The organism is Noviherbaspirillum malthae (genome assembly GCF_015352985.1).
In the GTDB taxonomy this organism is placed as follows: domain Bacteria; phylum Pseudomonadota; class Gammaproteobacteria; order Burkholderiales; family Burkholderiaceae_D; genus Noviherbaspirillum; species Noviherbaspirillum malthae.
On record NZ_JACYXF010000014.1, the window covers coordinates 32,921 to 47,710 of the forward strand.

The 14,790-nt window shown below is 60.1% G+C and carries 13 protein-coding genes and 1 tRNA gene; 6 read left to right on the forward strand and 8 right to left on the reverse strand.

The features are described 5' to 3' along the window. Positions 1 to 83 precede the first annotated feature (83 nt). A tRNA-Arg gene (locus IGW03_RS17065) sits at positions 84 to 160 on the reverse strand. A 61-nt stretch (positions 161 to 221) separates the two neighbouring features. After that, the gene (locus IGW03_RS17070; protein WP_194723778.1) at positions 222 to 2,396 is read right to left on the reverse strand and encodes an ATP-binding protein; all 2,175 of its coding nucleotides are present in this window, start codon (positions 2,394 to 2,396) and stop codon (positions 222 to 224) included. A 605-nt stretch (positions 2,397 to 3,001) separates the two neighbouring features. On the opposite strand from IGW03_RS17070, the gene IGW03_RS17075 reads away from it, so the two are divergent. Then, positions 3,002 to 3,844, forward strand: coding sequence for an AraC family transcriptional regulator (locus IGW03_RS17075; protein WP_194723779.1), 843 nt, complete (start codon positions 3,002 to 3,004; stop codon positions 3,842 to 3,844). Positions 3,845 to 4,102: 258 nt separating this feature from the next. Further along, entirely contained in the window at positions 4,103 to 5,845 is a 1,743-nt protein-coding gene (locus IGW03_RS17080) for a carboxylesterase/lipase family protein (protein WP_194723780.1), read from the forward strand. 194 nt (positions 5,846 to 6,039) lie between these two features. On the opposite strand, the gene IGW03_RS17085 is transcribed toward IGW03_RS17080, so the two are convergent. The 3 genes from IGW03_RS17085 to IGW03_RS17095 all read right to left on the reverse strand — a co-directional run bounded on the left by IGW03_RS17085 (position 6,040) and on the right by IGW03_RS17095 (position 8,828). Then, on the reverse strand, positions 6,040 to 6,672 hold the full coding sequence (locus IGW03_RS17085; RefSeq protein WP_194723781.1) for a glutathione S-transferase family protein: 633 nt from the start codon (positions 6,670 to 6,672) through the stop codon (positions 6,040 to 6,042). Further along, positions 6,669 to 7,556, reverse strand: coding sequence for a glutathione-dependent disulfide-bond oxidoreductase (gene yghU / locus IGW03_RS17090; protein WP_194723782.1), 888 nt, complete (start codon positions 7,554 to 7,556; stop codon positions 6,669 to 6,671). The genes IGW03_RS17085 and yghU overlap by 4 nt, the downstream gene beginning before the upstream one ends. 129 nt (positions 7,557 to 7,685) lie before the next feature. Then, entirely contained in the window at positions 7,686 to 8,828 is a 1,143-nt protein-coding gene (locus IGW03_RS17095) for an MFS transporter (protein WP_194723783.1), read from the reverse strand. Positions 8,829 to 8,902: 74 nt separating this feature from the next. Between IGW03_RS17095 and IGW03_RS17100 the strand changes: the two genes are divergently transcribed. Together IGW03_RS17100 and IGW03_RS17105 are read left to right on the forward strand one after the other, a co-directional pair. Then, complete coding sequence (locus IGW03_RS17100; protein WP_194723784.1) at positions 8,903 to 9,814, forward strand: LysR substrate-binding domain-containing protein; 912 nt, start codon at positions 8,903 to 8,905, stop codon at positions 9,812 to 9,814. Positions 9,815 to 9,910: 96 nt separating this feature from the next. Continuing rightward, positions 9,911 to 10,525, forward strand: a complete 615-nt coding sequence (locus tag IGW03_RS17105; protein WP_194723785.1) for a pyridoxamine 5'-phosphate oxidase family protein — start codon at positions 9,911 to 9,913, stop codon at positions 10,523 to 10,525. 54 nt (positions 10,526 to 10,579) lie between these two features. Here the strand turns inward: IGW03_RS17105 and IGW03_RS17110 are convergent, their stop codons facing one another. Both IGW03_RS17110 and IGW03_RS17115 read right to left on the reverse strand, forming a co-directional pair. Continuing rightward, positions 10,580 to 11,263, reverse strand: coding sequence for an IclR family transcriptional regulator (locus IGW03_RS17110; RefSeq protein ID WP_194723845.1), 684 nt, complete (start codon positions 11,261 to 11,263; stop codon positions 10,580 to 10,582). Positions 11,264 to 11,275: 12 nt separating this feature from the next. Next, complete coding sequence (locus IGW03_RS17115) at positions 11,276 to 11,821, reverse strand: hypothetical protein (RefSeq protein WP_228535663.1); 546 nt, start codon at positions 11,819 to 11,821, stop codon at positions 11,276 to 11,278. A gap of 127 nt (positions 11,822 to 11,948) precedes the next feature. On the opposite strand from IGW03_RS17115, the gene IGW03_RS17120 reads away from it, so the two are divergent. Beyond that, positions 11,949 to 12,575, forward strand: a complete 627-nt coding sequence (locus IGW03_RS17120; RefSeq protein WP_194723846.1) for a LysE family translocator — start codon at positions 11,949 to 11,951, stop codon at positions 12,573 to 12,575. Positions 12,576 to 12,674: 99 nt separating this feature from the next. On the opposite strand, the gene IGW03_RS17125 is transcribed toward IGW03_RS17120, so the two are convergent. Further along, positions 12,675 to 13,643 (reverse strand): NAD(P)-dependent oxidoreductase, encoded by a 969-nt coding sequence (locus IGW03_RS17125; RefSeq protein ID WP_323744989.1) that lies wholly within the window; start codon positions 13,641 to 13,643, stop codon positions 12,675 to 12,677. A gap of 115 nt (positions 13,644 to 13,758) precedes the next feature. Between IGW03_RS17125 and IGW03_RS17130 the strand changes: the two genes are divergently transcribed. Further along, the gene (locus IGW03_RS17130) at positions 13,759 to 14,790 is read left to right on the forward strand and encodes a DNA-binding protein (RefSeq protein WP_194723787.1); all 1,032 of its coding nucleotides are present in this window, start codon (positions 13,759 to 13,761) and stop codon (positions 14,788 to 14,790) included.

The window sequence follows — 14,790 nt, forward strand, 5'->3', positions numbered from 1 at the left end:
TATTGAGTGGTAGCGACAGTCATATGGCTGGAAGCCAGGGCAAGAGCCTGCTTCGGACAAGGCATGATCTGGCAAATAGGGAATGGCGCGGCTGGCAGGAATCGAACCCACGACCCCTTGGTTCGTAGCCAAGTACTCTATCCAGCTGAGCTACAGCCGCGCGAAGGATGGGCATCATAGCCGAAAGGCAAGTTTATTTCCAGTCCTTTTCCAAGTTAACGTTATTGCAGAAACGATGACGAATCATCACGGCTTCTTGAAAGCTCTGGCGGCTCGATAGCCTTGCCATGGAACTCCGACAGCGGAAGGCGGACCGTAAAGGTGCTGCCCAACCCTGCACCTTCGCTGAATACTTCTACACGGCCGCCGTGCAGCGCTACCAGCTTATGCACAAGTGCCAAGCCGATCCCAAGCCCTCCCTGGGAGTAGGAGGCATCTCTGCTGATTTGCTCGAACATGTCGAAGACCTTCAACTGGGCTTCCGCAGGGATGCCGATTCCGTCATCCGTCACCTGGACAATGATCTCCTGGCTATCTTTCCTGGCCTTCAGGCTGACATGCCCGCCAGGCGGCGTATATTTCGCTGCATTGCTCAGCAAATTGATAAAAACCTGATGCATGCGATTTGCATCCACATTCACGTCAAGAGACTCGTCCGGAAACATCGTTGTGAAGTGATGTCCCGCCGGTTCCATGAAGGCCTGAGCCGACTCGGTGACGTCTGCAAGCACTTTTCGAAGGTCCACAAGCTCGCATTCCAACCGGACTTTACCCGTGTTGACACGCGCGACGTCCAGCAGATCTTCAATCAGCAGCCGCATTTGGTCCAACTGGTTTTGCATGATTCTTTGAGCGCGAATGGCAGACTCGGATTCGGGCGCAGCGTGCTCAAGAAGATACAAGCCGTTCTGCATGGGAGCGAGAACATTTCGCAGCTCATGCGAAAGCGTTGCGAGGAACTCGCCTTTGAGCCGGTCTGCATTCGTGAGTTCGGCGGCCAGCGTGCGAAGCTGCTCCTCTATCTGCTTGCGGTCCGTAATGTCGACACTCACTGCTGCAATTGAAAGGATTGCTCCGTTCGCATCCAGAACGGGAGACAGAACGAGTTCGGCCAGCCGTTGATTGCCGTTGGCATGAAGATAGACGGATTCACAGGTGAACACTGCTCCATCGCGTGCCTTCTCAAAGCCTTGTCGCACCTTGACGGTATGGGCGGGCATGCCAGACCACCAGATGCTGTCCCAAAACTTGCGTCCGATGACTTGCTCCGGCGTATAGCCGCTCGCCCCCAGAGTCGCATTGTTTGCTTCGACTATCGTGCCTTCCAGAGACAGAACGCAGGATAGAAAGCAGCCCTGTTCAAAGAAGGTGCGAAACTTGGCGTTGGCATTGGCGACCGCAGATGCCTCGGCCTGGGCTGCCTCGAGAATGATTGCGCGTTGCTTCTGCTGCTGTCTTTGAATGAAAAACAGCGCTCCGGTAGCCATGAGCAGCGAAAAGACGATGGCCGCACCAAGCGCCCCGTTGGCAGTACGTTGCCATGTCTCCAGCACGACCGCCTTTTGCGTACTCAGAACGACCACAAGCGGTTGGTTCTCGAGCAGCCGGTAGCTCACAATGCGCGGAGAATTGACGGGCGGCCCATCCGTCGTATAGACGCCAGTGCGCTCGCGGGGAATGTGTTGGGAGAACAATGGCAACTCGCCATAGCTGCGGCCGATGCTTGCATCGTCCGCCGGATGACGGGCGATAAGCCTGCCGTCCTTGTGATACAAGGCCATCACCTGGCCGGGGCGCAGGTCCAGCTTATGGTACAGGCGGGACAGGGAGTTCAGCTGGATTGCCGCCACCAGCACGCCTCGGAATTCTCCTTCCGGAGAGACGATTCTGCGTGTTGACGCGATGAACCAGCCAGTGCCTGAACGACTCTGTATGGCCGACGACAAGCCCTGGTTCAAGTCCGCCTGTTGAATGTATTGACGAAAATAGTCACGGTCCGCCAAGGAAACATCCGGCGTCTTGGGATAATCGGTATCGTGCTGGATGAAACCGTCCGGACCAATAACGAACAGAGCCCTGACTGCAGGAAGATGCTGCAGATATCCAAGCATCATCGCCCGGGTCTCGGGATCGTGCCGCAGCAGCATGCGGGGTGACAGGTAGGTAGCGATACCCAGCAATGCGATGTCGACGCTGCCGAACATCCGAGCCATGTTCTCTTCCAGCACGGTCGTCAGTACCGCAGTTTCCTGTCGAGCCTGATGCAGAGATTGACTGCGCTCACGCAACAGGGCAATGCCGAGGGCCAGGACAATTGTCAGCCAGAGCGCACAGGCTGCCAGAATGGCAGTCTTTGCATGCGGCGGCAGCCCGGGCGACCACCGTTTGAAGCTCAAGGAATCTCTCATGAACATTTAACGAACCCATGAAACACAATATGTGTTTCCTTCTCCTGCAGCGCGGCATGGCATTCATGCCAGTAAAACGACGCCTGTCAATCTTGCCTACCGACATTTGTTGCTTGCATTTTGCCGTTGGTGAGGTCTCAATATACGTCACAACGAATGCTCGGTTGCTTGTTCCATTTGATGCATCGGCCATGCAGTCATGGCGACTTTTGCAGAGATTCGGAAGTTGCACATCGCGGGTGTTATACCGTGGCCGAAGAGACGGTTGGAAAACCGTAGCGGGCGGCTTGAGCCCGGCATCGAAAGCGCACGCGTACATGAAGAACGCTGAGCAACGCAGCACCGGGATCACGCTGCGCAGCAAGTTTCCAAACGGGCTCCAGGCGGCTTTCTGCTTATCCGGATGCTATCAGTTATTCCGCTGTTTCTGGTCCCGATCGCGGTGCCTGTTTTTTCCACCGGCTTACCGTTGGAAATAGCGGCAACATGGCCATGCCCATACGCGTTTTTCAGGAGCCTGCTAGGATGTACCTCGCTGCGCGCTTCGTGCGCCATGCGTGGAATAGTCAATCTGCCGTGTTCCGGAGGACGTCTTGCTGCAATGCGCAAAACCGATCAAAAGCCAGGCCCAGCGTGCACTTCCTGTCTCCATCATGCAGCTGCCTACGCTGCGCGACGCACCGCTGCAATGCCTTGAACGTCCGGCGCTCATGCTTTTGCGCGGCGGCGATATCCAGATCAGGGACCGCAACAGTTTGGCCAGGCGCCTGCCGAATTCATCGATCGCGTTTCATCCGGCCATGGCCGACTACGGCGGCAGCACATGGAGCTGCGAAAAGGGGAGCCGCTATACGGTGCTTGAAATGCCCGAGGGCATCTGCACCGATTTGCTGCAACGTACGCCCGCCTGGCTGCATGAGCTTCGCAGACCGGTGCGCTTCCTGGATCCGCGTGTCACATGGTGGATCGACGAGATTGAAAATCATTGTGCAGCGGGAGAGCCGAACGGCGCGTTCTACACCGAGGCGGTGGGCATTGCGCTGCTGGCCTACCTGGATTCGCTGCTTCGTCAAGATAAAGGCCCCGCCAAGACAGCGAGCCTGCAGCCGATGTCGCAAAGGGCAGTGCGCCAAGTAAAGGAGTACATCGAAGCACACCTGGCGGAATCCCTGAGCGTTCACGGACTAGCGCATGCCTGCGGGTACAGTCCCGTGCATTTTGCACGTTTGTTCAAGCAGGCCTTCGGCATGCCGGTCCATCAGTTCATCCTGCAGAGCCGCATCGATTCTGCGCGCCTGAAACTGGTATCGAATTCCTGCTCGCTCGCCGAGATTGCAAGCGAATGCGGCTTCTCCAGCCAGGCGCATTTCAGTTCCGCATTCCGGCGTTTCGTCGGCACGTCTCCCGGAGACTTCCGCACGGCACGCCGACGCTGACGCTGACGCTGACGCTGACGCTGACGCTGACGCTGACATGAAGTTTCGCCTGCCGAAACTCATGGATGTTCCCACGCTTGCGGTCACGCAAAAAGCGCATCGCTTGCCGGGAAAATGAGCGATTTATGAAAGCAATGATTCGATTCTGAAAGACCGGCCGTTCCCCGCTGGCATATTGTTTCCTTTCGCATCACTGCGAGCACGGCACGCGCCTTATTGAGCGCTTTGCCGCGAACAATAGATCAAGGAGACAATCAAGTGAAGAAAGGCTCATTCAAGGCCATCGAGCTGCGCGCTCTGATGGCGACGAGCGTACTGACATTGCTGACCGCATGCGGCGGTTCCGATTCACCCGATCCGGCGGTACTTTCAACGACCGTGAAGGCTCCGGCCGTTGCGCAGACCGAGGGCGGCGACGTCAAGGCGGTGGACCGCCTGGGCATGCGCAGCTATTTCGCCATTCCATTCGCCGCGCCTCCCGTAGGCGACTTGCGCTGGGCGCCGCCCGCCGCGCCGCAGAAATGGACGACCGCGCGCGAAAGGACAGCGTCGGCCGCACCCTGCCTGCAAACCAGTGCCAGCCCGTTCCGGCTTTCCAGCGACAGCGAGGACTGCCTCTATCTGGATGTGCATGCTCCGACCGGCGACGGCCCATTCCCGGTGATGGTGTGGATTCATGGCGGCGCGTTCAACACCGGCGGCGCCGTCACCTACGCCGACCCGTCGCCTCTCGTCTCCAAGGGCGTCGTGGTGGTGAACATTGCTTACCGGCTGGGCGCGATGGGCTTCCTGGCCCATCCCAGCCTCGTGCAGAACGGCAGCGCGGGCAACTACGGCATCATGGACCAGCAGGCGGCGCTCAAGTGGGTCCAGAACAATATCGCCAATTTCGCGGGCGACAAGAACAATGTCACGATTTTCGGCGAATCCGCAGGCGGATTCAGCGTGATGACGCATCTGGCCGCGCCGGCGTCCAAGGGCTTGTTCCAGAAGGCGATCGTGCAAAGCGGCAATTATGCCAACGACCGCCAGCCGACTGCATCGCAGATGGAGGCGACCAGCACCACAGTCGTCAACAATGCGATTACTTCGGCAACGACCGCAGGCGTAACCGGCATCAATTGCGCGACCGGCGCGGTGACGGCGGCATGCCTGCGCAGCCTGCCGGAAGCGGTGCTGCGCACCCATCTCGCCAACGCCTTCAATACCGCGTTGTCGAGCCCGGTGCCTTCGGTGGACGGCAGGGTGCTCCCCAAATCGGTGAAGGCTACTTTCCTCGCCGGGGAAAACAACAGGGTGCCCGTCATCAACGGCAGCAATCAGGACGAATATTCACTGTTCCTGGCGATCAGCGAAATCGGCCGCCGTGCCGCCGCGACGCCGCCTAACTTCGATCCGGCGAACGCCACCTTTGCGCTGCAGCCCTCGGCCTACGCCGCGACACTCGCAGGCCTCTCGGCGGGTACCGGAGTGTCCGCAGCCGATCTGGCGACGGTACATTATCCGCTGGCCAATTACGGCAGCAATACGGCGCAGCAGCCGAGTCTGGGTGCGACGGCAGCGGCCACCGACAACATCTTCGCCTGCCCGGCGCTGCGCGTGTCGCAGCGTATCGCCGCTCAGAACTCGCCGATATGGATGTACGAGTTCCGCGATCAGACCGCCATCCCGTCGGTCGGCATTGCCGCCAACAACAGCTATTACGTGAGCTTCCCGCAAGGTGCCGGACATTCGTACGAAATCCAGTACCTGTTCAATCTGCGTGATCTCGGCAATGATGAACGCCGCCAGCTGCAGACCGCGATGTCGCGCTATTGGACCAACTTCGCGCGTACCGGCGATCCGAACAAGGGCACGGAGCCGCAGGTTGCCTGGCCGACGTTCACCGCACCCGACCGGATTCTCGGCCTGGATGTGGCATCCGGCGGCGGCATCAAGCAGTTGGCGAGCTTCGAAGCCGATCACAAGTGCGCCAGCGTATGGAGCATGCTGACCTTCTGATCGAAGCCGCACGGGCTGCGCATTGACAGCGATGCTGCAGCCCGTGCAGTCGCTCCGTCCGGCGGCTGCCAATCTGGAAGTCTGGAAGGGAAAAGGCCGACGATCATCGTCGGCCTTTTTACATTCTTTTTCCGTTCTCCAGCATGCCGATGCGGCAGGCGTTTCTTGATAACGCTGATCTCCGCTTGCGCTGTTCAGAGCGACATGGACGGCCGTTCCGCCATCGCCGCTCGCCATCGCAGCAAGTGCGGCAGCTCTTCTCCAGGCTTGATCCGGACCACCCGCGCAAAGTCGAATGTCACAACCGCGGTAATATCTGCGATGCTGAACTGGTCTGCAGCAATGAAATCGCGTCCTGCAAGCCGTTCGTTGAGTGTCTCGAAAAACTGCTGAGCGCGGGCCAGACCTCGCTGATGCAGCTCGGGAATCTGCGGATAGTTTGCAGGGCCCGGCAAGGCGCGGTTCACCATGGCCGGGCTGCTGTTGCGAAGGGCATCAGCCACCGCCATCAGGCCTTCGAACTCGGCACGCCACTGCCAGCTGGCGATCTCCGCCTTGTCCTGCGGCGTGCGTCCCATCAGCGGCGGCTCGGGGTAGCGGGCTTCGAGGTAGGCGGCAATGGCGGCGTTGTCGGTAAGCAGATTGCCTTCTTCGGTGCGCAGCGCGGGCACGGTGCACTGCGGATTGATCTGGCGGTAGGCTTCTCCCATTTGCTCGCCGGCGCGCAGGTCGATCTGAACGGTGTCGTGAGCCACGCCTTTTTCAGCCAGAAAGATGCGTGCGCGCCGCGGGCTGGGGGCGGTGGCGCAGTCGTACAGGGTCATCATGGCTTGCCCGCGGAGGAAGGATCCAGCTTGTCCTGGGTCTTCAGGTCGAAGTCGCTGGCGTCGTGGCGTTCATGCAGCTGGCTCGCTGGGTCGCCCCAGGTGCGGTTGACCTTGCGCCCGCGTTGCACGGCCGGACGCGTCGCAATCTCGTTGGTCCAGCGCAGGACATGCTTGTACTCGTGTACACCGAGGAATTCGCCCGCCTCGTAAATCTGGCCCTTGACCAGCGCGCCGTACCACGGCCACACCGCCATGTCCGCGACGGTGTAGTCGTTGCCCGCCAGAAAACGGTGCTCCGACAGCCGTCGGTCCAGCACGTCGAGCTGGCGCTTGACTTCCATGGCGTAGCGGTTGATCGGGTACTCGAACTTTTCGGGCGCGTAGGCATAGAAGTGACCAAAGCCGCCGCCCAGAAAAGGCGCGCTGCCCATTTGCCAGAACAGCCAGGACAAGCACTCGGCGCGCTCCGGCCCGCTGCGAGGCAGGAATGCATCGAACTTTTCAGCCAGGTACAGCAGAATGGCGCCCGACTCGAACACCCGCACCGGTGTTTCTCCGCTGCGGTCCATCAGGGCCGGGATCTTGGAGTTGGGATTTACTTCGACAAATCCGCTGCCGAACTGGTCGCCGTCGTTGATGCGTATCAGCCAGGCATCATATTCGGCGGCGCCGTGGCCCAGAGCCAGCAGCTCTTCGAGCATGACCGTGACCTTGACCCCATTGGGCGTGGCGAGCGAATAAAGCTGAAGCGGGTGGCGCCCCACCGGCAGGTCCTTTTCGTGGGTAGCGCCGGCAACAGGCCGGTTGATGTTGGCAAACTTGCCGCCGCTTTCCTTGTCCCAGGTCCAGACCTTGGGCGGGGTGTATGACTTTTCGCTGCTCATCAGACTGCCTCCATGTCGTCGCGCATTTTCCGGCGCAGGGTGATGTTTAGTGTAACCGGTAAGTGGAGGTGTTCGCTCGGCGCCGGGAGGGTGCACCTGCAAGGGAAGCAGGGCGCCGACGCCCGAAATCTAGCAGGGTGGCGGCACCGGGACTGGACGGCGGGCGCATGCAAACGCGGCTGCGGCGAGCAGCAGCGCCGGAAGGCTGTATATCCAGTGCGGCGCGAGGATAGGCAGCAAGTACCCGGCCACAAGAGGGCCGGTGCCGGCACCGATGTCTCGCCATACCGCACGACCGGCCAGCGCCTGTACCCGCTCGGGTCCCGGAGTACGATGTGCCACGATCGGTGCAAGCAAGGGCAACTGCAGCGACCGCAATACCACGATTGCGGCGGCGCAGGTCCACAGCCAGCCTGCGCCGAAGCCTATCAGGGCTGCCGAGGTCACCAGCGAGAGCCAGACAAGAAGCTTTTCGGCTCCGATGCGTTCCGCCAGTCTGCCGCCGGCGGGACTGAGAAGAATTTCGCCGAGATAACGCAGCGCCAGCAGCACACCGGCCATCATCACCGCGCCGCCGGGCAGGACGCCGCTGCCGAGGTAAGACAATCCAACAATGAACAAGCCATCCAGGGTAAAGCCCTCCAGGAAGGACCACATGTCGAGGCTGTCGGGCAGCTTGATTCGCCGGCGTTTCGCCGGCACCGGATGCGGATTCGACGGCAGCAGCCTGGTTGCCACCAGTCCGATTAGTGCCGTCGCGGCGAGTATTCCGAAAATCGCCCGCGGGCCGAAAAAGTAAGCGAGCAGTGCCGCCGCCGGCAATGCCATTACCGGCCCCAGTGCGGTAAAGGCCCTGGAGCGTCCCGAGCGACGTGCGGCGCCCAAAGGCTCAGCCGTGGCCAAGGTCTGGGTGGAGAGATTGAGTGCGGAAAAAGCCAGTCCCCAGAGCAGCCGCAGCGGCAGCAGCGCCCACAAGCCGGACAGCGTCGCATAGCCCGCCGCGCAAATGGCAGAGGCGATAACGGCCAGCGTGCAGGCCGAACGATCGCCATGCCGTGCATAGAGACGCGCCACGATGGCGTAACCGGCAATGCGAACCAGCCGATTGGCGGCAAGCAGCATGCCGGCTTCGCCCAGCGTCACGCCGAACTGTTCGGCATACATGGGCAGCAGAAGGTAGAGGACGACGTCGGGCGGCAGGGCCAAGGCCAGCGCGAGGGCGGCGTGACGTGAATCGCGGTCGGCAGTGCTTTGGATCTTGCGCGGGGACATCGGCAAACGATACTGCGTCCGCAGCTCCGCGACAAACGAGTTAAATGCAACGGATGTGTGAGAAAATTGCACGCATGTTCAATCTTCTGCCGCCGCTCAATGCCGTCCGTGCCTTTGTTGCCGCAGCCCGGCATCAAAGCTTCACTCTGGCGGCGAGCGAACTGCATGTCACACATGGTGCCGTCAGCCGTCAGGTCAGGGCGCTGGAAGACTATCTCGGCGTCCTGCTTTTCGAGCGGCAAGTCCGGCAGGTCAGCCTGACGGCGGAAGGGCTCCGCTTCTTCGCTCAGGCGGAAGCGGCGCTCCAGCAGATCTCGGCAGCCGCGCAATCCGTGACCAGCCGACCGGCCTCCCGCACGATTCGAATCAATGTCCGGCCTTCGTTTGCCGTGCGCTGGCTGATTCCCCGGCTGCCCGAGTTCGTTGCGCTCTATCCCGGGATAGAGCCGCACGTGGATACCAGTACGCTGCCGCCGGAAAAAGCCGTCGGCAACTTCGACATCGCGATCCGCCGCGGGCTCAAGGGATGGCCGTCGTCCTGGCAAATCTCTCCCTTTCTGGAGGATGTGCTCTGCACCGTCGCCTCGCCTGCGCTTCTTGGGGCGCAGCCGGTCGCTGAACCGGGCGCGCTTGTGTCGTTCCCGCTGCTATGGGCGAAGACGCGCAACGGCGACTGGGATGCCTGGCGCAAACTTGCCGGCATCGACAAAGCAAACCCTGCAAGCAGAATGCAGTTCGAGCATGTGCATTTTGTGCTGCAGGCGGCAGTGGATGGCATGGGCTTTGCCGTGGCGCCGCTGTCGCTGGCGTCGCATGATCTTGTCCGTGGCCGCCTGCGCTGTCCTTTTCCCGACCTCTGGATGCAGCTGCCTCGTTACTACTATGCGGTTGCGCCGGACTCGGCTCCGGAGGTGCAGTTTTTCGTTGAATGGCTCGAGAACGAACTTCTCAGGCAGCGAGCGAACCCGGCTCTCTTCGACAAATAGATTTCACCTCGAGACATCGAGTAGTTGCCGGAATGGTGCCGGAGTTCAGAGCCAATACGTGTATGCTTGTCGCCAAAGAATAATCGAGGTGCATTCATGAGCCATCTGATCAGGACGCTGCAGGAACTCGAACAGCTTTACGGCAAACCAGGCGAACGCGCACTGCGCAAGGAGATCCCTTATCTGAACGAAGACTATCAGGCCTTTGTCAGGGCGTCGCCTTTCGTGGTGCTGGCCTCCGTCGGTGAAGACGGCCTGGATTGCTCGCCAAAGGGCGATCCGGCCGGTTTCGTGCGCATCCTCGACGAGCGCACGCTGGCGATTCCCGACCGGCCGGGCAACAATCGCATCGACAACCTGCGCAACATCATCGCCGATCCGCGCGTGTCGCTGCTGTTCATCATTCCCGGCGTCGGCGAAACCTTGCGCGTGAATGGCAAGGCAGACATCTCAGTCGATCCCGAACTTCTGCAAAGCTTCGAGATGCATGGCAGACTGCCTCGCAGCGCCATCGTTGTTCATGTCGACAGCGCCTACTTCCATTGTTCCAAGGCGCTGGTGCGGTCAGCATTATGGGATCCGCTCAAACATGCCGACCGCAGCCTGCTGCCGAGCCCGGGAGCAATGCATAGACGCCTGAGCGGCGGCAGTTTCGATGGCGATGCTTACGATCGGGATTTGCCGGGACTGACACAGGCAGGCCTTTACTGAGCACGGGATTGCCGAACGGCGCCAGTTCACTATAGCCGGTACTCCGGCTTTGAATTACAAGGCGGCAACCGCCTGGCGAACTCGCGCCGCAAGCTCCATCAACTGTGCGCTTAGTTCCTTGCCGACTATGTCTGGTGTCATCTGTGTAGAAACGCTCATGTTCAGTACGTACACCGGGTGGCCTTCCACCACAATGGGCGTCGCCAGCGCCACCACTTCCGGCTGCCAGGAAGCCACACAATAGCCGTGTCGCCGCACGCTCTCGATTGCCTGTGCAATCTCGCGTTCGAGAAGGCGCCATCCGGTTGGCCGACGGCTCTTGAACTGCAGCAGGAGCGCCTTGCGATCCGTCTCCGAGGCCGCCGCCAGATAGGCGCGTCCTGGTGAAGTCAACTCGATAGGAACGCGCTGGCCCGCCACGACATTACGCAGTGTCGGCTTGCGGTTGTATCGAACCGATTCCAGGTACACCATTTCCTCGCGGTCGGCTACCGCGAGACCAACATTGATCTTCCTCTTTTCGGCAATCGTGCGCATCATGGGCCCGACCGCCTGCAGCACCGGCGAACCGGAGCGCATTGCATGCGCAAGACTCAATACCGGAGCGGCGAGACGATAGGCGCGACAGGCGCGGTCGTACTCAAGCAAACCGGTTCCCACAAGGGTCTGCGTCAGGCGGCTGACCGTCGCTCGGGACAGTCCCGTGCGCTCGGCCCAAACGGGAATCCGCGATATCAGCGACTTGCTGCGCTACAAAGTCAGTCCGCGAAGCAGGCTGCTGTCGGTCGCAATCGGCGCATCTGCCAACCCCGGCGCAGCTTCCGGAAGCGGCGGAAGCGGAGGGCGTGCCGGTTCAAGCGCGGGCACCGTGTCTTCCCACTCGCGGCCCCAGCGGGTTGCCGCAATAGCTATGGCACCGGGGTGCCTGAGTTTGGCCTTGACTTCAGGAAGCCGGTCTGTCCCGATGCGGCTGTCTGCAGCGAGCAAGACTTCCACGATCTGCCACCGATCGGCGAAAGCGAAGCTGAGCAACTTGTCTGCCGGCGTGTCGATATACTCGCGCAATAAACTCGATATCGACGACACGTCGGTGTCATAAGGGTAGTGCGCAGTATTTTCGCCAAATTCGCGCGGGTAATCCCAGATCACGTCCTTGCCCAGCGTGCACCAATAGCGGGCCAGTTCGGTACTGCCGCTCGCGGATACCATACGAAACGCGCGGCACTGGATCTGCAGACGAAGCCCTTCGGCAAAAAGGTTGCCAAGCTCGCGCTGGAGTTTGTTCCATGGTTTCACATCCGCCTCCAATTTACCAAGCTGCGGACATGATAACCGCTTGCGCCGTAATGCCTGCGAAATGGCCTGCGGATCGATGGAAGTTATACTGTGCAAATTCTTTCTCATCAGTCATCAGTCATTAGTCATGCTGACATTCGAACAATTCTTCGGCTTTCTGCTTGCAGCGATGCTGATTACTGCGTCCCCAGGCCCTGACAATCTCATGGTTCTTGGCATGGGCATCTCCAAAGGGCGGAAGCGAGGCATTGTCTTCGGTCTGGGCTGTGCGCTTGGCTGCCTGAGCCATACGGTACTCGCCGTTATCGGCGTGAGTGCGATGATTGCAGCTTCGCCGGCGGCATTCGCTGCGCTGAAGATTGCAGGCGGCCTTTACCTCGTCTGGCTAGGCGTGAATGCGTTGCGCAGCCGCGGCGGCGCGAAGGTTGAGGCAGTGCAGGCCGACGAGCAGGGACTGACCAAATTATTCTTCAAGGGAGTGTTTGCAAATGCCATCAACCCCAAGGTAGTCCTGTTCTTTTTGTCGTTCCTCCCGCAGTTCATCATTCCGGCCAATGGTAATGCCGGTTTGCAGATGGCTGCGCTCGGGGTCACCTTCACAGCACAAGCCGCCGTGCTGTTCGGCCTGCTGGGTTACTTCTCCGGATCCATCGGACAATGGCTCAATACCAGGCCCAAGGCCGGTGTCATCCTTGACCGCATTGCCGGCGCCGTCTTTGTCGCCTTGGGCCTGCGCTTGATCGTATCGCGCTGAGAGACCGCGGCGACGCTCAAGCTGGCGTTGAGAAATTGAATGACCCGCCGGCCCCGGAACTGCGGGAGCGTTCCGTAGCTGTCTTGCCCTGCCTGTCAATCAGGTGGTCCTGCCTCTGCGCGTCGCATTCTTGCCCAGCGCTGCCAAGTCGAGCTCGGCATCGCCCTGGTCAACGGCTTCCTTCAGCACGGTTTGCAATGCATCGCCAAACGCAAGTGACAAGCCCTGGTCACGTCCCGCTTCCACCGCAAGGCGTACGTCCTTTTGTCCAAGCGACAGCTTGAACCCGGCCGGGCTGTAGCGTTCCTCGGCAATCATCCCGCCGTAACCCTTGTACACAGGCGCACCGGCGAACAGTGTGCTCGTTATCAACTCGATAAAGTCGGCTGCCGGGATACCATGCGCGCCGGCCAGAGCCGATCCTTCTCCCATCGCCTCGATAGCGCAGGCCAGGGTGAGGTTGCAGGCCAATTTGACAGCATTTGCCTGCTCCGGCGCTGTACCGAAGCGCCAAGTTTTCTGTCCCATCAGATTGAGCAGCGGCTGCACGCGGTCGACCAACTCGTCGGTCCCGCCAGCCAGGATATTCAGCTTGCCCGCGGCGGCTACGTCGACTCGCCCCAGCACCGGCGCGGCTACGTAGCCGATGCCGTGTGCCAGGTGGAGCGCCGCCATCTCGCGCGCAAACGCGACCGAGACGGTAGCCATATTGACGTGGATGCTGCCCGGCGCCATGGCGTCCAGCACGCCGCCGTCTACCAGCACGGCACGCGTGGCGTCGTCGTCTGCCAGCATGCTGAATACGACATCGGCGATGCCGCATTCGGCAGGCGCGGAGGCTGCCTTGGCACCTTGTTGTACAAGCGACTGCACGGGCTGCGGGCTGCGGTTCCATACATGTACGGTCTGGCCGGATTTTAATAAATTCAAGGCCATGTGTTGGCCCATGGCACCGAGACCGAGGAAGGCGATGGTCATTGGTCGTACCTCTTTATATGCAGTGTGATCGTTGGGAGAACGGCTATTAGACCAGCAATGCCGAACATCGGTAAGAATTGTCCTCGACACCGGCTAACACCGAATTATCAAGCTTGATTAACGAATGAATATGCCGTGTTCCACGTTGATATTTAATTCGTTGTTCCGTAATATGTAATATATTATCTTTTATGTGTGTATCGGCATGGGACGATCAGGCCTCTATAAATCAGATGTAAAGCAGGCGAGAGATATTTTGCTTGCACAGGGAAAGCATCCGTCAGTTGATGCAGTACGTATCGCACTAGGAAACACCGGGTCAAAAACCACTATTCATAAGTACCTGAAGGAACTGCAGGAAGAAGATGGCGTCGACCGGAAATCCTCGATCAGCGAAATACTCCAGGACCTGGTCGAGCGCCTGGCTGGCCAGCTTCAGGCGGAAGCCAATGAAAAGCTCGATGCCGCTACGGCAAAGCACCAGGAACAGGCCCGTGCACAGGCCGAACTGATATCAGCATTGCGTGCCGAGGTCGCCGCCGTCAATGACCGCCTGGAGCAAGTCAGCCAATCTCTGAAGAAAGAACAAGGGACTCATGCAGCAACGCGTGAAGCCTTGCAAGACTTGACTGTCACCCATCGCGCCGCCGAGCAGCGCATCGTCGGGCTGCAGGAAAGGCTGCAGGAGAACGAGCAGTATCGGCAATCGCTGGAACAAAAACATGAACATGCGCGGCAATCTCTCGAACACTACCGCAGCTCTGTCAAGGAACAGAGGGAGCAGGACCAGCGCCGGCATGAACAGCAGGTGCAGCAGTTGCAGGCCGAGATGCGGCAGCTGCAGCAGTCCCTGGTTGTCAGGCAGGAAGAGGTGACACGGCTTAACCAGGAAGGCGTGCGTCTCGTTTCGGACCTGTCTCATGCGCGGAAATCGCTGCATGACGAACAGGCCAACGGCAGGCAGCTGGCGCAGCGGCTGGAGGTGCTGCAGGAAGCGGAACAGCGCGGACGGCTGATCGAGGTGCAGCTTGCTGAAAAGACGGTGCTGTCAGAGCGCCTGGCTGAGCAGCTTGCGGCCGCAAAGGCGCAGGCCGAAGGCTACGCCCGGCAGATACGCGAACTGGAACTGTCGCTCGCCTCGACTCAGGCCAGGATGGAAGTGCAGCAGAGCTTGAACGAGGAGCTGCGCAGTTATCTCAAGCACCAGAACAATACCGGGAAGGATGAAAGCAAATGA